The sequence below is a fragment of the Streptomyces canus genome (assembly GCF_041435015.1).
Classification (GTDB): domain Bacteria; phylum Actinomycetota; class Actinomycetes; order Streptomycetales; family Streptomycetaceae; genus Streptomyces; species Streptomyces canus_G.
In genome coordinates this window covers 10088836-10108196 of sequence record NZ_CP107989.1, presented here as the reverse complement: position 1 = coordinate 10108196, position 19361 = coordinate 10088836, and the positions used below count along the sequence as shown (strand labels likewise).

Genomic DNA, 19361 nt, shown 5'->3' with positions numbered 1-19361 from the left:
GCTCTTTCGCGGTGCGGGTCAGCACCGCGTTCGATTTCCGCAGTCCGACCGTGCGGCCACTTTTGCCCATGTCCCTGGCTGGGCGAGCCGCCAACCACCCGCTGATCGCCCGGTGTTGACACCCCTTCTGCCTCCTCCTATATTCCCGTTCGACAGTCAGAATGATGTCCGATATCTCGAACTTCGCTCTCGGTCCCCCACACGTGAGGAAGCTGATCTCGCATGTCCTGGCTCCAACACCCCCACAGCCGCCGGAGAGTCATGGCGGCCACCGCCGGCCTGGTCGCGGGCGCCACACTGCCGGCGATGCGCGCGGCGGCGGCCACGACGGCCCAGCAGGAGCAGTTCACCAACCCGGTGATCTGGCAGGACTTCGCCGACCTCGAGGTCATCCGCGTCGGCGACACGTACTACTACACCGGCTCGACCATGCACTACTCGCCGGGCGCGCCCGTCCTGCGCTCCTACGACCTGGTCAACTGGGAGTTCATCGGCCACTCGGTGCCGGTCCTCGACTTCGGCGACGCATACGACCTCAACGGCGGACGGGCGTACGTCCAGGGCATCTGGGCGTCCTCGATGCGCTACCGCCCCAGCGACAAGACCTTCTACTGGCTGGGCCAGATCGGCTTCCAGCGGTCGTACGTATACAGCGCCACCGACGCGGCGGGCCCCTGGACCCGGCACGCCGAGATCGGCAGCATCTACTACGACGCGGGGCTGCTCTTCGACGACGACACCCCGTACGTGGCGTACGGCGCGAACGAGATCCACGTCGCGCAGCTCGCCCCGGACATGCGCACCGAGGTCAGGTCCGAGCACGTGCTCACCAAGCCCGACGAGTTCGGCCTGATGGAGGGCTCCCGCTTCTACAAGATCAACGGGAACTACTACATCTTCGTCACCCGCCCGGCCGACGGCACCGCCGGGCAGTACATCTGGCAGTCCACCTCAGGCCCCTTCGGCCCGTACGAGATGCGGGAGGTGCTGTGGGACCTGCCCCGCCCGATCCCTGGCGGCGGCGTGCCGCACCAGGGCGCGCTGGTCGACACCCCGAACGGCGACTGGTACTACATGGGCTTCATCGACGCCTATCCCGGCGGCCGCGTCCCCGCCCTGGCCCCGGTCACCTGGGACGCCGAGGGCTGGCCCGAGCTCCAGCTCGTCGACGGCGCGTGGGGCGAGACATACCCCTACCCGGTCACCCCGCACCCGCTCCCGCCGATGACCGGCTCCGACACCTTCGAGGGGACGGCGCTGGCGCCGTACTGGGAGTGGAACCACAACCCCGACACCGCCGCGTTCACCGTCGACAACGGGCTTACCCTCAGGACCGCCACCGTCACCGACGACCTCTACAACGCCCGTAACACCCTCACCCGCCGCATCCAGGGTCCCGCCTCCACCGCGACCGTCGTGCTCGACTGCTCCGGGATGGCGGACGGCGACCGGGCCGGGCTGGCGATGCTGCGCGACTCCTCCGCCTGGATCGGCGTCACGCGGCAAAACGGCGTCAGCAGGCTGGTGATGTTCGACGGCCTGACCATGGACGCCAGCTGGAACACCACCGGCACCGGCACCGAGCAGGCCCGCGCCGACCTCCCCGCGTCCGGCAGCCGCGTCTGGCTGCGCGCCACCGCCGACATCAGCCCGGAATCGGGCCGCCAGGCGACGTTCTCCTACAGCACCGACGGCACCACCTTCACCCCGCTCGGCCCCGCCTTCACCATGACCAACGCGTGGGAGTTCTTCCTGGGCTACCGCTTCGCCGTCTTCAACCACGCCACCCAGGCCCTCGGCGGCGAAGTGCTGGTGGAACGCTTCGAGTTGAGCACGCCCTGACCATCCGATGCAGTCCGGCCCCCAGCCGAACAGCGCGGTGCGCACGATGCGTTGCACGGCCATCGCGTCGTGCCGGAACTGCGCTCGCGCAGCTCGTCCAGCGGCACCCGCGCGGCGCGCTCCTCCAGGGCCCGCGGGCTGGCGACGCTCTCGCGGACGGCAGCGGCCGGGTCGTTCTTCGCCACCATAGGGCTGGTACACCTTGCACCGACTGCACAGCAGCCTCGGCTACCGCAGTCCCGCCGAGTACGAGACCGCACTCGCGGCCTGGCCACCGCCACCACACCGATGGCGCCCGTCAAAAGCGGAACAAACTCAACGGGGGCCCAGGCGCCCCCGCGCTGCGCGCCTCGCGCACCATGCTCCCGCTCGCGTCACGACGACCACAAGAACGAGCGACAACAACGATCCCAACTCGCCGACACGGACATGCCTACATCGCGCCGTGTCCGCGCGGGTGCTCAGCCACCAGCGTCAGGTCGACCGGCGCCGTCACCGGTCCGCCCGCGCGCAGCAACGCGTCGGCGAGGTCGAACAGTTCGTCCCCCCGCGTGGTCGGGCAGTCGAGTAAACCCTCCCGGAAGCGTGACGCTTTCGCGAACGCCTCCCCTGGAACATGATCAGGCAGCAAACTCACCTTCAACGGCCTTCGTCGTGCTCATGTGTGTCCTTGGTCGGAGCACATGATCAGATGAAGGCCGCCTCGGTGTCCGGCGAACACCCAGGTGAGCGGCCTGGTTCGAGGACCATTTCGACGCCAGCCCTGCCGCGATGCCGACAGCCGGGGATGAGGCCGGCCGGCAATCCGGTCGAAGCCCTATGAGCCCACCGTGCGTTGCACGAAGCGCCGAAGGTGCGCCCGCATGGTGTTGGGCTGCTCCAACCAGGGCTCGTGCCCGGCGTCGTCGACCCGGGTCAGCGGAATGTCGAGCCTGAGTGCGAGTACTTCAAGCGCCGCCACAGGACGGGGGTCGTCGGCTCCACCGAGGAGCTCCGCCCGCGCGGGCAGGCATGCGCGGAGCTCGGCAAGATGTTCATCGAGCGGGTCCGCGCGGCCTTCCTTGCCGAGCTCGCTGTTCATCGCCCAGTTGATGGGGCGACGCCGCCGGGCACCCTGCGCTGCCCAGTGCCACCCGCGTTCGGGATCGGCGTGGTCGGTGAACCAGGCCAGGGTGAGCAGCTCGACTTCCTGCTCCTCCGTGCGGTGCGGCAACTCCTCCAACGCGCGGAGCTGCTCCTGCTGGGCTGCGGACATGCGGCGTCCGCGCTCCGCTCGGTCCCCGGTACGCCAATCACCGACGAACGGCCCGCACATCAGCAGCATCGCGGCAACCCGGTCAGGATGTGTCAGACAGAACCGGCTCGCCAGATCAGTGCCGTAGGAGTGCCCGATCAGCACGGCCTTGGGAACGTCCCATGCGTCGAGCAGCTCGGCGAGATCGTCGACATGCCGGGCGAAGGAATGGCGGCCCTGCCACGGGGATTGGCCTGTGCCACGCTGGTCGTATCGGTACACGGGCGCGAGGTCCGCGACCATGGGGGCGACATCGCCCAGATAGTCCGGCAGCCCCGGACCGCCGTGGAGCATGACCACCGGCGGCTGCCGAGTCGTGTCGCCCAACGCCATCCAACGTAACTGCGCCTCGTCGGTCATCGACGCGAGGCCCTGCGTCTCCATCAAGGTCACCGCGGAGAACCTACCGGTGTCATTGAGGCTCCGCCAAAGGTTAAAGAGCGTGCTAAGACCGTGTCCTACGTGGTGAGGCGGGCGCGTCGTTTTGTAGCAAAACAGGGCGGGTGCCAGTCCGAGAAAAGCCCGGTAGTTGCGGGGATCGCGCTCGCCTGCCCGGCATGAGAGCAGGGCCTGGCGGTATGCGGGGAAAATCCAGGGGAGCGGACGGCCGCGCGCTGCTACGGTCGGGCTCCATGAGCTGGCTTCCCGATGACTTCGTCCACCCCGTCCTGGTACCGCTGCCGGGCGGTGGTCATCACCTGCGGCCGATCCGGGAGGCGGACACCCCGCTCGACTATCCGGCTGTGATGGGTTCGCGCGAGCGGCTGTGGACCATCTTCGGCCCGGCCTGGGGCTGGCCCGCGGCCACCATGACCTACGAGGCCGACCAGGCCGACCTGTTGCGGCACGAGAAGGAGATCGCCGCACACCAGTCCTTCAACTACGCGCTGTTCGACGCGGCGGAGACAGCTCTGCTCGGCTGTGTCTACATCGACCCACCGGAGAGGGCCGACGCGGACGGCGAGATCTCCTGGTGGGTAGTGGACGAGCTGGTGGGCAGCAAGGTCGAGCAGGCCCTCGACGCGCTGGTGCCGCAGTGGATCGTCGCCGACTGGCCCTTCGAGCAGCCGCGCTTCCTCGGCCGCGAGATCTCCTGGTCGGACTGGCTCGCCCTGCCGGAGCATCCCGACACGTAAGTGGTTGTGCCCGTACCGATCTCGAAGGCTGTCGATCGAACGGGAGTCTCGATCGGGTGACTGCGGCGGTATCCGCGCGTGAAAGCAGGGCGGTACGTGCCCGAGCACGTTGACTTCAACTCGCCCGCCGTGTCGTGCGATTGCCTTGCGCACGTGTACGGCAACACGGCCGACCATCCGGACCGGGTGCGCGAGTGTCCGTCGGACATGACGGACGCGGAGTGGGTGGCCGGCCGGCCGTTGCTGCCGGTGCCGGCCTGGTTCCAGGGGCGGGGTGGACGGCCCGAGGGCTACTGCCACCGGCAGCAGTTGGACGCGATCCGCTACCTGGTCGCGGGCGGGATCTCATTGCGGGCCGTGCCCGCCGACTTCCCCGCATGGGCCCGGGTCTACACCTTCTTCCGCCGCTGGCGCGAGCACGGGCTGATCGCCGAGTTCCACGACCGGCTGCGCGGCACGGTCCGTGACCCGTGGATCGCCGCGGTTCCCACACGCCCAGAATGCGCTGATGGTCCGGCGCCAGAACCGTCACCGGCAGCCCTTCCCGCCAGGGCGGCACCGTCGAGCCCTGGCGCCGGCGCGAGCGACAGCACCGCTTTCTCCTCGGCCTGGGTCCCTGCGGTGGTCTCGGCAACCGAGGCTGCCAGGGCTTCGACCAGCTCTTCCCGCGCGATCACCCGCTGGCCAGCCCGATCTCGGCGGCCTCCAACACCTCAGCCAGCCGAGCGGCTTCCTCCCGTAGCCCTTCCACCCGTATACGGGCCGCTGTCTCCCGCTCCTCCAGCATTCCCCGCACCGACGCCATCGCGCACCCTTCGCTCGCGGAGCGGAAACAAGACGCCGGATGCCTCTCTCATTCCGAGCCACACCATGCCTGACCAGCAGAATTCAACGGATCGGGTTCGGTTGAGATACGGCTTCCAGGTTTCACTGACCAGTTCAGGTGGGTGAAACCAAGCGCCCCCGTCTTGTAGCTGACACCGGCCTGCGCCTGCCGAAGGCGTCTGTGCCCCTTACCCGGCCTCAGAACCTGACGGACAGACTGCGTTCATGCAGCTGCGACCGCCTGCCGGGTGAGGGACTCGGTGGTGCGGACCGGAGCTACGGTGCTCTCGGCCTCGCCGTAATATTCGGCCATGAACGACGACTGGTTCGAGGTGGACGAGGGCGAACTGAGCCCCCCACACACTGCCCTGGTGGGTATCGTCCGCGAGCGCGCACGCGGGTGGCCGGAATGCCCGCCCGACGCGACTGCTGTGCTTGTCTTTCCCGCCGACGAGGAAGACGAGGAAGAGGACGCGCGCGCCCCGCGCGACGCCTACGATGCCGCGTGGGACGAGGCGTTCGCCGCCGGACAGGCGGTGCTCACGTTGATCGTGGATCTCAAGCACCGGGACCAGAAGCTCGTCGTCATGACATTGGGCGCGACCGTGGCCGGTGACCGTCTCTTCTGCAGCGAGCGGAACAGCAGCACATACCACCCCGAGCCGGTCACGGACGTCGAGCCGCTGGAGGCGACCGGGTCGCCCGAGGAGCTGGGCAGGATCGCCGCCGACTGGTTCGAGGAGATCGTCAGCCGTTCCATGATCGAGCTGGACCGCAAACCCTGGCCGCGCTCCTTCGTCCCGAAAGGTACCTCCCTCCCCCACGGCCACCGCTGGGTGCGGAATCCGTGACGTCGCGGGCGGCGCCCCTCCGAGTGGGGAGGGGCGCCGCCCGCGACGCGCTACGGAGATGGACGGCTCACCGTCCACACGGTCACTCGTCCTCCATGCCCATCTCGAAGCCCTCGAGCAGAGCCTCCGATTCGGCCCTGGACTCCGCTTGTGCCTCGGCCTGCGCCTCGGCCTGAGCTTCCGCCTCGGCTTCGCCGCCGGCGTCCGCACCGCTCTCGGCCATCTGCTGGAGCCAGAGCCGGCCGCCCTTGCGCATCTCGGCGCCCGATGCCTCGAACTGCTCCAGCTCGCGACTCTCCTGGCACCGGGTACACACGCTCACTTCCGCCCCGTCGCGGGCGCCCACCGCCTCGGTGTACTGCAGGTCCTCCTTCTCCGAACCGTTCGCCGCGGCCTCCATGTCGCAGTGATCCTCGGCGCAGAAGTCCCCCGGGCCTCTCCGGCCCGCCTTGTAGGCCGCCCAGTAGATCATCTGCTTCTTCTCGTCCCAGGCGACGGTGATCGTGGCGAACCTGTTGAGCTGGGTCTTGCTCAACTCGCCTTCGTCAGCGAGTGCCTGAAGCCGTGCGTACACCGCTGAGCGGATCTGCCGCGAGGCTTTGAGGTAGTCCTGCGTCTCCCACTCCTGATCCGCGACAGCGACGGCACCGCTCACGGTGTTCTTGCCGCTGATCGAAAGGATGTATTTGTCCCTGCCCCATCCGGCAGCCGCCGCCAGTGCCGTCACGGCAGCCGAGTTGAGGTAGCTGGGCTTCAGCTTGGGGTTGTAGTGCGAGCAGTTGCTCGCGTTGCAGAGGTCGCCGAATCCCTGCTCGTTCGCGAGTTGCTGCGAGACGGGGGTGCCGCCCTTGAGCGGCTTGTTCATCGTCGGGTCGGCCCACCAGTTGTCCAGACCGGTGGGGTCGTATCCGGAAAGCGGGTTGTCGGAGGCGTAGGCGTAGCCGCCGAGTTCCTGGGGGCTGGTGGCTTCGAAGACGGGGTCGACACTGATGAAGGCGCCGAGAGCGGGGTCGTACTTGCGGGCGCCCACATCGGTGTAGCCGGTGGCCGCGTCCTGTGGTTTGCCGAGGAAGGAGTGGGTGGGGTCGGACCAGGTCGTGGTGTTGGCGCTGGAACGTGGCTGGCCGTAAGGGGTGTACTGCCGGCGTGCGACCTGCTGGGTGGTGGCGTCCATGGCCAGGGTCGCCGTGCCGTGGGCGTCACTGAAGAGGTACTTCAGGCCTCCGCCGGAGAGGCTGGAGCGGACGGCCACCGGGGCACCCGCGCCGCCGTGGCTGTAGGTGCGCACCCCGCCGAGCAGAACGTTCGGGGTCACACCGGTGTTGACGATGATCTCTGTGTCGCCGGCGAAGAGGGTGGTCTGGCCGGGGTCACGACGGATGAGCTGGTTGCCGTCGGCGTCATACAGGTACTTCGTCGTGGACGGGCCGGCACCTGTGGTGTCGATCTGGGCGAGATGGTTCTCGTCGTCCCAGGTCAGGGTCTGGCCGGGGCCACTGGTGGGGGTGCGGGTGTGGAGGTTGCCGTTCTCGTCGTAGCCGAACTCGGTGGGGTTGGTGCCTCCGGTGGTGGCGGTCAGGGTGTGCGGCTGGGTGCCGGTGGAGTTGCAGCCGGTGGTGCAGCCGTCGGTGTAGGTGGTGGTGGCCGTGGTGCCGGTGCCGCCGATGGCGTGGTCGACGCTCTGCTTGCGGTTGCCGATCGCGTCGTAGCCGAACGACTGCCAGTACGAGCCCGCCGTGGTGGTCAGGGTGCTGCCGGTGGGCGGGTTGGCGGCGCAGTTGTCGTTGGCGGTCCAGGCGTCGGTGAGCCGGTCCAGTGTGTCGTAGGAGTAGCACTGCTGGTCGGTGACGGTGTTGCCGGTCTCCGACTGCTGGTCGGTGGTGGAGGTGGGGTTTCCTGCGGCGTCGTAGGTGTACTTGGTGTCGTCCACCGTCGGACCGGGAGCCTGGGTCCGCTCGATGAGGCGGTCGGTGAGGCGGCGGGTCTGGTCGTCGTAGGTGTACGTCGCCCAGGCCGGGTTGGTCGAGGCGCCGAACGTCAGCCGCGAAGGTTCCCCGTAGTTGGTGTAGACGGAGGCGCCGACGTAGGTGTTGATGCTGCTGCCGGTCGTGGTGGGGTTGCCCAGTGCGTCGCGGCCGTAGGTGATGACCTCGCTGTTCAGGCCCTGGGTACGCGGATCGGACTGGGTTTTCAGCAGCTGGTCGTTGATGGAGTAGGTGTAGGTCGTCGTGTACGTGGACGGCAGCGGCGCCTCCGACGCCGGCAGGGTGATCTTCGTGCCGGTCGGCTTGCCGAGGCTGGTGTAGCCGGTGACGCCGACCGTGTAGCCGCCGCTCACCCCCTGCACGTACCGGGTGGACGAGGTCGGCAGACCGACCCGGAGGGTGTCGTAGGCCCACTCGGCGAACTTGAAGCCGGACTCGGCCTTGTCCGTGCCGGTGAGCTTGCGGCCGAGCAGGTCGTAGGTGTAGTCGAGTTCGACCTTCTTGGCGTCCGTGGTCGAGGTCAGGTTGCCGGCGTCGTCATAGCCGTAACTGCTGCCGCCCGCGTCCGGATCGTGCTGGGACTTCTTGCGGCCCAGCAGGTCGAAGCCGAACGTCCAGTCGGTCTTGTCCGGTCCGGTGACCCGGGTCTGCTGTCCGGCCGGGTTGTAGCCGTAGGTGGTCGGCGAGGTGGTGCCGCCGGTGGTGGTGAAGCCGGTGGCCGCGGATCCGGAGACCGTGGGCGCTGCGGTGTACTGGTCCAGCTCGGTGGTCTGCCCGCGGGCGTTGGTGACGGTGGTGGTGGCGACCCCGCCCTTGGGCGGCAGGACGGTGGTCCTGTCCCCGGTGAACGCGGTGGTCGCCGTCCAGGTCTTGGTGCCGTCGTGCTCCTCGGTGACGAGGTCGGCGCGCCCCAAGCCGTCGTGGTCGGTGACGGTGGTGTCGGGGATGGACACCTGGGAGACGGAGACCAGCTTGCTTCCGGGGTTGCCCGAGACGTTGTAGGCGTTGTTGGCGACGACCGTCCAGCCGTGCGAGTCGTATTGGACGTCGGAGACCGCGGTGCTGGAGCTCTCCGCTGTCGTCTGAATCTGGAGCGGACGGAGCATCGCGTCGTACAGCGTCTCGCTCGTGCTGTAACTGCCGTTGTCCAGCAGCGTGTTGGTCGCGACGGTCGAGGGCGCCGACTGGGCCAGGTTGTAGGAGTAGGTCATGCCGGCCGGCGCGCCGTTGGCCTTGATCTCGTTGGGCAGCCACACGGCCGTCAGACGGCCGAGCGCATCGTACGAGAGCGAGGTCAGCAGGCCGCCCGCGTCCTTCTTGGCGGTCGGCAGACCACGAGCCGGATCCAATGTGCTGGTGGCGACCTGGCAGTCCTTGGAACTCGTGCTGCTGACCGTGCAGGCGGCTCCGGGCGTGACCTGGACGGCGGTGACCACGTCGGTCGGAAGCTCACCGGTGGCCGGGGTGTAGCCGGTGACCACGCTCTGCGACAGGCTCGTACCGTCCGGAGCGGTGGAGTGGGGCGTGCGCGTCACCTGGGTGATACGGCCGTAGTCGTCGTACTTGGTCACGGCCGCGTCCATGAACGTGGTCGCGGTGGCGCCGGAGGCCGCGGACGCCTTCTGGACCAGGGTCGCGTCACCGGTGGCGGGCAGGTCCGGGCTCGACCGGCCGTCGCCGTCGTAACCGAAGGCCTTGTTGTCGTAGGAGGTACGGAGGTCGGATACCAGCGTGCCACCGGGGGTCGCACCGGCGCTGGAGCAGTCCTGGGCCGTGGTGATGACCTCGGCCGGCAGCACCAGGGTGTCGACGCTCCCGGTCAGGTAGCGGGTGTAGGTGCACTTGGTGGCGTTGTCGCTGTCGGCGGTCTCACCCCGGTCGTCGACCTGCACCTGCATACCGGTGGTCGGCTTGCCCAGCGTCCGGTTGTAGTAGGTGTCCGTCTCCGTCTTGCGCCAGCCGTAGGAGACGGCCTGCCGGGTGAGTGTCCTGGCGGTGCGCACCATCTGCGCCGTGAGGTCGGGCAGGCCGCTGCGGTTGCGGCTGGCGGTGGGACCGATGATGGTCGGTACGGTGACGGCTGTCTTGTCCAGGCTGCCGCCGGAGGCGGTGTAGGTGTCGGTCTCGAAGACCTGTCCGGCCAGCGCGTTGTCGTCGGCGACCGACGTGGCGCCGTCCTGGCTGGTCAGGTCGGGCACCGAGCGAGTCTTGCCCCCGGGCAGCGTGTCGCCGTTCATGCCCAGGAAGTAGTACGTCTTCGACAGCGTCTTCTGGTCGTGGACGGAGGTGCCGTTGGTCTTGTGGAAGACGTTGGGGTCACCGGTGGTGACGTCCACCTCGGGGTAGCCCCGGAACTGGCCCCAGGTGCGGTTCTTGGCCTTGACGACCTCGTTGTCGTCATAGTGCCAGCCTGGATTGCCCTTGTAGGCGTAGTCCGTCTCCAACTCCGGCTGCGTGCCGTCCTGGTAGGAGTTGTGCACGTCCGTGGTGACGACCGAGGTCACCTTGTATTTGCGGAACCAGTCCATCCATGGCGCCGGCTGACCCGTCGGAGTCCAGTACACCGGGAAGCACGACAACGTGTTCGTGGACGCGAAAGACTGCGCCGCCGCGTCCGCCGGGTCGTTCGGGTCGCTGGCCGGAGCACTGGAGCAGTCCGGGCGGTCGTAGGTGACCGTGGTCTGGGCGCCCGTCTCGCTGGTGACCGTCTGGATGCGGTCGTGGTACATCAGCGGCATCTGCGGGATGGTGCCGACCCGGTTGGGCAGCTGCAGCGGCGGGTCGAAGCTGATGGCCGGGGTCGAGGTGCCTCCGGAGGCTCCGCCCAGGGTGTCCAGGCCGGTGCGCTGCACCGAGTCGAGCCACAGCGTGGGCGCGTGGTCGCCGCCGTCGGGGAACGACTGCGTGAAGGAGTACTTGTCGACCTGCTTGGTCGCCCCACCGCTGCGGATCTGCGTGGTGATCGAGGTCAACCGCTTACGGGACCAGAAGCTCGGGCCGTGGTTCGTGCAACTCGTCGATCCCGAGCTGCAGTTCAGGTCGATGGGCACGTCCGGCCAGTAAGCGGCGTTGGCGGCGGTGAACTGGCTGTCCGCGCAGGTGTTGCCCGACGGGGTGCCGGCAATGCAGCGCTCGGCGGTGTCGAAGAGAACCTGCTCCGGGGCGGTACCCGAGTAGATCGTGGACGACGTCATGCCGTAGTCGATGCGCGAGAGCGTGCCACCACGGGTGTAGGAGACCGCGGTGTCCTTCATGTCCGCGCCGTAGTAGCCCGTCTCCGGGCTGTAGTACCAGGCAGTGGCGTTGCCGTGCCGGTCCACGGCGTAGTCGAGGTTGAAGCGGTAGCCGAGGCTGCAGGACGTGTCGGCGAAGGTCGTGCTGTCCGGGCAGGCCGAGACGCCGCTGTGCGCGTGGTAGACGGGCTCGGTCCACACGGACTTCGTCTCGTCCTTGCCCGACGACCAGCCCGGCAGCCGGTTCAGACCGAAGAAGTACTGCGTCCCGCCCTGGGTGACCTTGAAGTACTCCTTGTTGTCGGTGCCGTTCGTGGCCCCGGTCAGGTTCTGGATCTTGGTGGTCGAGTCGTCGGAGACCGGGCGGAAGGTCTTGGTCGCGTCGTCGTAGACGATGGCGGTGGACTTCCCGTTCAGCGAGAGGGTCAGGATCTGACCCGCCCAGCACTCGTCCCCGTCGTCCTTCGGAGCGCCGGAGGAGGAGTCGTCCTTGCAGGATTTGTAGGTGCGCTCGATGAAGTTGTCCTGCGTGGTCCAGCCGTCACCCAGCCAGGAGGACTGGTTGTTCGTCCCCTCCGTCCGCGCGTCCTGGCTGGAGGAGTCGTACGACAGCTTCACGTTCGGCGCAGATCCGCCGACGGCCGCGGGCACGCTGATGGGGTACGAGTACGTGAACGACCCGGTGTTGCCGGAGGTCGACCACGTCCCCGCGGGCGACAGGCTCGTCGCCGAGTAGTCACCCGAGGAACCCGACGTGCCCGAGGTCGCCGCCATGACGACCATGGCGCCGGACGACGCCGTCGCCCCACTGGTGCGGAAAGCACTGCTGCCGGTCGCCGCGCCCGGCACGCTGACCTGTCCCGACAGCCGCGCCCCGGGGGCAGTGCGCACCGGTGTCTGGACCTGGCACCTGCGCAGCTTGGGCGTGGTCACGGCGCACGCGGGCAACTGCACCAGGTGCAGACGCGAGGCGAAGTCACCGCCGTAGGCGTAGCGGAAGGAGGAGTCGTCCACCCGCAGGGCGACCTTGCCGCCGCCCGGGCCGGTGCGCCGCAGGGTGAACAGCACACCGTGGACACCTGCGGCACGCGCCGCCTTCTGGCCCAGCACGCTCACCCGCACCGGCTGCGCACGGGTCACGGTGCCGGCCTGAGGCCGGGCGGTCGCAGCGGCGCCGAGAAGGACGGGCGTGCTTCCGGCCCGCACCTGGGTCGCCTTGGTGCTCAGCCCCGCCGAAGCAGTCGCGACCGGCAGGGTCACCACGGCACTGCCCGCCGCCGGGAGCTTGGCGTGTGCGGCGGGATCGAAGTGCCTGAAGCCCTTGTGTGAGGGGACACGCCGGGGAGTGGCGTGCGTGAACGGGACCCGCTTGTCGTGCGGAGCCGCCGGAGCCGACACATGCCGTCCCGCCTTCGTCCCGGAGGCCGCCGCGACCGTACCGGCGGGCAGCAGGCCCGACACCAGCAGGGCGCCGGCCGTGACGAACGCCGTGCGTCGAAGTCTTCGGGTTCGTGAGGCCGACCGCCCCCATCTCCACCCCGTTGTCCGCACCATGGTGTGCGATCCCCTCCCTGAGCCAAGAGCACACAGGTCGCCCGGCGGGCGCCTGAGTGCACGTCAAACGGAGGGCACGCAAAGCTCACACACCCCCGTGGTGGATCACGCTAGGACCTCACACGATCCACACAGGCAAAGGATTTCCTGTGAAAACCCCAAAGGATCACCCGGATTGAAACCCAAGCCATCTCTCATGCGCCAAAAGCGGACCATCCAGGGAGAGCCGCCGGTCAGTTCGTGATGGACCTCGATCACCGGGGCCCGCAGAATGCACTGCGGCGCGGGCCCACGGGGGGACCGCCTGAGATCTGCGAAGGACCCCAACCTCGATGCCTTCCCATGGCACACCCCTGCGTGCGTCCGGACGTGCCGCGTCCAGACCCATCGCCGTCGCTGTCGTCGCGGCCCTCGCCGCGGGGTCGCTGACCGCGACGGTGTCGGCCCAAGCGGCGCCCTCCGCCGCTGCCCGCTCACCGCACGCGAAGCCGCACAGCACTCGCTCACATGCCGCAACGAGGCGTCTCAACCCGACGCAGGCGGCGTCCGCGCGGGCGAAGGCCACCGGCAAGCCGGTGCCGGTCGACCAGCTCACCGATGTCGGCACGACGGTGGTGGCCAACCCGGACGGGACCTTCACGCGCACCGACTCCTCGATGCCGCAGCGCGCCTTGCAGCACGGCAAGTGGGTGCCGATCGACACGACGCTGGTTCGACAGGCGAACGGCACCTGGGCCCCCAAGGCCGCCGTCACCGACGTGACGTTCTCCGGCGGCGGTTCGGGCGCGCTGGTCACGATGCGCGACGGCAGCGACAGGCTGGGCTTCTCCTGGCCGGGCGAGCTGCCCAGGCCGGTGATCTCCGGGGACACCGCCACCTACCCCGAGGTGCTGCCCCAGGTCGACCTGCAGCTGACCGCGGACGCCTCCGGTTACTCCTCGATCCTCGTGGTCAAGTCACGCAAGGCGGCGGCCGATCCACGCCTGCGAAGCCTCGCGCTGAACACCACCTCCTCCCAAGTCAAGGTGACTCCCACACGCGACGGCGGTGCGCAGGCCACCGACAAGCGCACCGGCGAGACGGTGTTCCACAGTGACACCGCGCTGATGTGGGACAGTGCCGGCAAGAAGTCCGCCGGCGCGTCCCCGGCCCGCACGGCGACCGCCTCGTCCGCCCGCGCCGAGCACCATGCGGCGGTCAAGGCCGGCAGGCACCGCGCCCGGGTGAAGTTGAGCATGAAGTCCGGCAGGCAACTGCTGGGCCTGGACCGGGAGCTGCTCTCCGCCAAGAGCACCGCCTACCCGGTCTACGTGGACCCGGAGTGGAGCGGCAGGCCGTCCCAGCTGCACTGGGCGCGGATCTCCGACAACGGTTGGAACGTCTACAACTCGACGTCCACCTCGGGCGAGACCAACGCCCGCGAGGGGTGGGACAACTCCTACCCCGGCAACGGTGAACGGGCCCGCACCTACTACCAGATGAACACCAGCGGCATCCAGGGCGCCGTGGTCACCAAAGCCTCGCTCTATGTGAAGCAGCTTTCCGCCGCCTCCTGCGCGGACACCCCGGCCGCCGTCTACGGCACCGACCGGCCCACCGGATGGTCGTCGTCCTCGCTGTACTGGGGTCATGAGCCCGGCGGCCGCACCGGCTCGCTGGGAACCAACCCCGTCAGCCACGAGGCCGGCACCTGCCCGGTCACGGACGGTGCGCACTCCTGGGTGAGTCCACCGTCGCTCGAGTTCGACGTGACCTCACGGGCCAAGAGCGCGGCGGCCGGCGGCTGGAAGAGCATGACGCTGATGGTCCAGTCGCCCGACATGAACGACGCCACCCAGTGGAAGCAGCTCGCCCACGGCGGCGGCGCCACCATGTCGGTCACCTACAGCTACCGCCCGAAGCTGAAGAACGGCACCGGCACCCCCGCCATCAAGCCGTCCATCGTCAGCTCGGGCAAGACGATGACCACCACGCACACCCCGACCCTGTCGGCGCGGGCGGTCGACCCGGACCTGGCCGGCGGCAGCGAACTCGTGCGCGTCGACTACAACGTCTTCAACTCCTCCGGCACCCTGATCCACCAGGGATTCGGCCCCAACCTGGATTCCAAGAAGCGCGCCCGGTACAACACCAACGGCAGTGACTGGACCACACCGAGCCTGCCCGACGGCACCTATACCTGGAAGGCCACCGCGCAGAACGCGGCCGGTTACTGGGTCGGAACCGGCTCCGGCATCTGGACCAAGACCCAGACGTTCACGGTGGACACCAGCGCGCCACCCGCACCCACGGTGACCTCCAGCCAGTTCCCGGCCAAGCAGATCGGCTCCGCCTTCGGGGACAAGGGCACGTTCACGCTGAGCAACAACCGCACCAACAACGTCACCGGCTACCTGTTCGCGCTGGACGCCACGCTCGGCAACACCGTCTACAGCAGCAGCGTCACCCACTGGACCACCACCACGAAGATCACGCCGGGCAAGGTGTACTACGTCACCTCCGACAACGGGCCCGGCACCGGCACCGCGGTGATCAACGGCAGCGCCTCCCCCGCCTTCGCCCCCGGCACCGCGGGACCCCACACCCTGTACGCCAAGGCCGTCGACCAGGCCGGCTCGACGTCGATCACCCAGACGTCCTACGCCTTCTACGCCGGGACCAGCACACCGACGTACGCCTACGGCGACAAGTTGGTCGCCGGGTGGACGGCGACCAACGCCGACGGCACGACCACGGCCGTGCCCAAGGCGACGACCACCTCCAAGGGCGGTCAGCTGATCAGCCAGGCCGCGGGCAGCGGTTACGAGTTCGCCGACGGCTACCAGGCCTTCCTCGCCAACAAGAGCACGACGAAGGTCGTCTCCGGTGACAGTGCCACCTTCGGCTTCGACATCCCCAAGGACGGTCCCTGGAGCTTCGGCGTCAACCTGACCAGGGCCAAGGACTACGGCATCTACCGCCTCGTCCTGGACGCGGGCAAGCCCACCGAGGCCACCCTGATCAACGGCTTCGACGCCTACAACTCCTACGTCACCACCCGGTTCGTCAACCTCGGCATCCCCAGGGACTCCAGCGGTCAGCTCCTCACCCTCAAGCAGGGAGCGCACACCCTGACCCTGACCCTGACCGGGAAGAACCCCACCTCGACCGGCTACCAGGCGGGCATCGACGTGCTGCGCCTCGCGCCCGCGCTGACCTGCGCGGTCAACAGCACCTCGAGCTGCCTGAACAACACCGCGACCAGCACCTTCACCACCACGACCAGCACGGCCGACGCCGACGGCTCCGGCAACAGCATCAACTCCGCCGACCTGACGAGCACGGCGGGCTGGCAGAGCGGCAAGTCGGTCACCGTGGACGGCGCCGCCATCGCGCTGCCGAAGTTCGGCACCGGCACCTACGACAACATGCTGTCCTCCGGGCAGACCCTCACCGTGCCGGGCAGCGGCGTGGTGAACACCGGTGGAGCCGTGGTCTTCCTGGCCTTCGCCACCGGCGGAGCGGCCAAGGGCGCCACCGGCACCATCACCTACGGCAAGAACAACTGCCTGGACCCCGACGGCAACCCCGCCGACCAGTCGTACACGCTGGACACCGTGCCCGACTGGTTGAGCGGTCCCGCCTCCGCGGCCACGCTGACCCTGGTCCACCAGAACCACAGCAACAACACCCAGACCAGCCCCAGCCCCGGCCCGAAGGTCTACGCCGTCAGCGTGCCGCTGGCCTGCCCCGGCTCGGTCGTCAGCAGCATCTCCCTGCCGCTGTTCACCAACGGTGTGCAGGCCGGCCAGCCCACCCTGCACGTCCTCGGGCTGGGCCTGCGGCCCCTGACGGGCAACAGCTCCCAGCACTTCGTCGGCACCTTCTCCTCCGTCCAGGACACCGCCAAGGTCCAGCAGTCCGGCGGCACCACCGCCACCGTGAACGGGCAGACGCTGCGCATCCCGGCCCACGTGAGCATCGGCACCGACGACGGCGACGGGGTCCGCATCCACCTGTCCAACGCGATGGGCACCAGCCCGGTGACCTTCGACGCGGCCTCCGTCGCGCTGCAGGACGCCACCGCGGGCGGCGCCACAGCGGCCGCGGCACCGGTGCCGCTCGCCTTCAACCACGGCTCCGCCTCCGTCACCGTGCCGGCCGGCGGCGACGTCACCAGCGACCCGGTCACCCTGCACGTCGACCAGCAGGCGACCGTGCTGGTCAGCCTGCAGGTGCACGGCTCCGTGTCCGCCATGCCCGGCCACGGCGCGGCCCAGACTCCGGTGTGGGTCAGCGACGCGGCCAACCGCACCGGTGACACCGCGGCCACCAAGTACACGCAGACGACCTACAGCGGTCTGCCGTACCTGGCCGGCATCGACGTCACCACGCCCACCTCCGCGCCCACCGGCTCCCTGGTCCTCTACGGCGACCAGAGCGTCAACGCGGACACCGCGAGCGCCGACGGCAAGCACCACCTCAGCGACGCCATCACCAGCGCCATCGTCGACGACCCCAACGGGGACGACACCGTCGACTACGGCGTCCTCAACGCCGGCACCAACAGCGCCGGCCTGAACAACAACCTGTTGCCCCAGGCCGGCAGCGACACTCCGACCAACGCGCTCAACCCGCTGGACCGCAACGTGCTGGCCCAGGGCAACGTGCGCACCGTGCTCGTTTCCACCGGCGCCGCCGACCTGCTCAACTGCACCAGCGACGCCAACACCTGCGCCGCGAAGGTCGAGAACGGACTGGCCGCGCTCAACAGCCAGCTCAGCTCGTACTGCACCGACGACGGGCAGACGTACATCAACGGCCAGCCCGTCACGCAGAACTCCAACATCACCGTCTACCTCACCACCATTCCGCCGTTCACCGCCGCCCACACGGGCACGGCGACGCAGGAGTCCGCGCGCGAGCAGGTCAACAGCTACCTGCTGGACACCTTCCCCACGCAGGTCATCGACTTCGCGGCGGCGGTCTCCACGGACGGCACGGCCACCTCCTCCAGTGTCAAGGCGGCCGACCTCTCCGGCGGCAACCCGTCCAACGCCTACTACGACGATCTCGCCGCCCGGTACCTCAACGACACCAACACCCAGGTCGTCGCCATCGCGCCGAACCTGATCGTCCCCGAAGCCACCGGCAGCGACACTCCCGACAACGAGTGGGCCCTGTCCGCCGACGGAAGTGACCAGCGCGGGGACAACCCGTTCACCGCGGTCGGCGGGGCCACCTTCAACGCGGCCGGGCCCGACGCGGTCAACGCCCCCGCCGGCGCCACGTCCTTCGACGGCAGTACCGGATTCCTGGAGAGCGACCACACCGCGGTCAACACCCTCGCCGACTACACCGTCTCCGCGTGGGTGAAGCTCGACTCCGCGGACAACCCTGCCACCGCCATCTGCGAGGGAACCAGCCAGCACCAGGCCTTCTACCTCGGCTACGACCGGGGCAACAAGGGCTGGATGTTCCAGACCACGACCACCGACGACGACAACGCCGACTTCCCCACCGCGGAAGGAGACAACAACACCGGGGCCCTGGGCACCTGGACACACCTGCTGGTCACCTACACCGCTCCGGTGGACGGTGACTCCGGCACCGGCGTGATGTCGATCTACCAGAACGGCACGCTGATGGGGACGGCCACCAACCTCACCCCGCAGTACGACTCGTCCCTGCCCCTGACCATCGGCGGCTGCATCAACAGCCCCGACGCGACGTCGCCGTACAACGCCTTCCCCGGCTCCGTCTCCGACGTGCAGGTCTACCCGTACGCCATGACGGCGAGCGATGCCGGCGCCAACAGCGTGATCGTCCCCTCCGGCTGGGACAACGGTATGCCCGAGGACGAGTGGAAGCTCGGCTCCGACGGCAGTGACAGCGCCTCCCTCAACGCGCTCACCCCGTCCGGCAGCGTCAGCTTCGGCACCGACGCACCCAGCGGGCTGTCCGGCAGCGCCGCCTTCGACGGCAGCACCGGTTTCCTCAAGAGCAAGCAGAGCGCGGTCGACACCCTCGGCGACTACACCGTCTCCGCCTGGGTGAAGATCAACTCGGCGCTCGGCACCACCGCGGTCTGCCAGGGCACCACGGAGCACCAGTCCTTCTACCTGTCCTACGACAAACCCAGTGGCGCCTGGATGTTCCAGACCACGACCACCAACGACGACAACGCCGACTTCCCCACCGCGGAAGGAGACAACAACACCGGTCCGGTGGGCACCTGGACCCACCTGGTGGCCACCTACCGGGCACCGGTCGCCGGGGACTCCAGCACCGGCACCATGACCCTGTACCAGAACGGCACCCTGATGGGGACTGCCAAGAACCTCAGCCCGCAGTACGACTCGTCCCTGCCCCTGACCGCCGGCGGCTGCGTCAACAGCGCCTCCGCCACGACCCCCTACATGGCGTTCCCCGGCTCCGTCGCGGACGTCCACGTCTATCCGCGCACGCTGTCGGCGACCGAGGTCAGCGCCCTGCGCTGAGCCACGGCCGGCACCGCCGCGGGCGGGTCCCCGCGGTGGTGCCGTGCTCGGCCGCCAGCTGGGCGAGCGGCGCTGTCACGTTGTTGGCGGTGCAGGTGTCTGATGGCGCTCTGTCCTGGGGCTCGAAGCCCGCGTCCTGGACAAGTTCCGCGGCGGGGGGGG

At 68.9% G+C, this 19361-nt stretch carries 7 protein-coding genes and 1 pseudogene; 5 read left to right on the top strand and 3 right to left on the bottom strand.

The window, feature by feature from the left end:
- Positions 1-261 precede the first annotated feature (261 nt).
- The gene (locus tag OG841_RS46080) at positions 262-1842 is read left to right on the top strand and encodes a glycoside hydrolase family 43 protein (protein WP_371570283.1); all 1581 of its coding nucleotides are present in this window, start codon (positions 262-264) and stop codon (positions 1840-1842) included.
- Between the two features lie 436 nt (positions 1843-2278).
- Here the strand turns inward: OG841_RS46080 and OG841_RS46075 are convergent.
- Positions 2279-2479 (bottom strand): annotated as a pseudogene (locus OG841_RS46075) (NF041680 family putative transposase); the annotation flags it as partial.
- Positions 2480-2659: 180 nt separating this feature from the next.
- A complete protein-coding gene (locus OG841_RS46070; protein WP_371570280.1) occupies positions 2660-3520 on the bottom strand; it encodes an alpha/beta fold hydrolase in 861 nt (286 codons plus the stop codon).
- A gap of 248 nt (positions 3521-3768) precedes the next feature.
- On the opposite strand from OG841_RS46070, the gene OG841_RS46065 reads away from it, so the two are divergent.
- From OG841_RS46065 to OG841_RS46055, 3 genes are all read left to right on the top strand, one after another.
- Complete coding sequence (locus tag OG841_RS46065) at positions 3769-4272, top strand: GNAT family N-acetyltransferase (RefSeq protein ID WP_328635880.1); 504 nt, start codon at positions 3769-3771, stop codon at positions 4270-4272.
- Positions 4273-4479: 207 nt separating this feature from the next.
- On the top strand, positions 4480-5223 hold the full coding sequence (locus OG841_RS46060; RefSeq protein ID WP_371571022.1) for a transposase: 744 nt from the start codon (positions 4480-4482) through the stop codon (positions 5221-5223).
- 185 nt (positions 5224-5408) lie between these two features.
- Positions 5409-5948: a hypothetical protein gene (locus tag OG841_RS46055; protein WP_328635881.1), complete on the top strand. Its 540-nt coding sequence runs from the start codon at positions 5409-5411 to the stop codon at positions 5946-5948.
- Positions 5949-6030: 82 nt separating this feature from the next.
- Here OG841_RS46055 and OG841_RS46050 read toward each other — a convergent pair whose 3' ends face one another.
- The gene (locus OG841_RS46050) at positions 6031-12720 is read right to left on the bottom strand and encodes an RHS repeat domain-containing protein (RefSeq protein WP_365122939.1); all 6690 of its coding nucleotides are present in this window, start codon (positions 12718-12720) and stop codon (positions 6031-6033) included.
- A gap of 332 nt (positions 12721-13052) precedes the next feature.
- Between OG841_RS46050 and OG841_RS46045 the strand changes: the two genes are divergently transcribed.
- Complete coding sequence (locus tag OG841_RS46045; protein ID WP_371570275.1) at positions 13053-19199, top strand: LamG-like jellyroll fold domain-containing protein; 6147 nt, start codon at positions 13053-13055, stop codon at positions 19197-19199.
- The last annotated feature ends 162 nt before the right edge of the window (positions 19200-19361 follow it).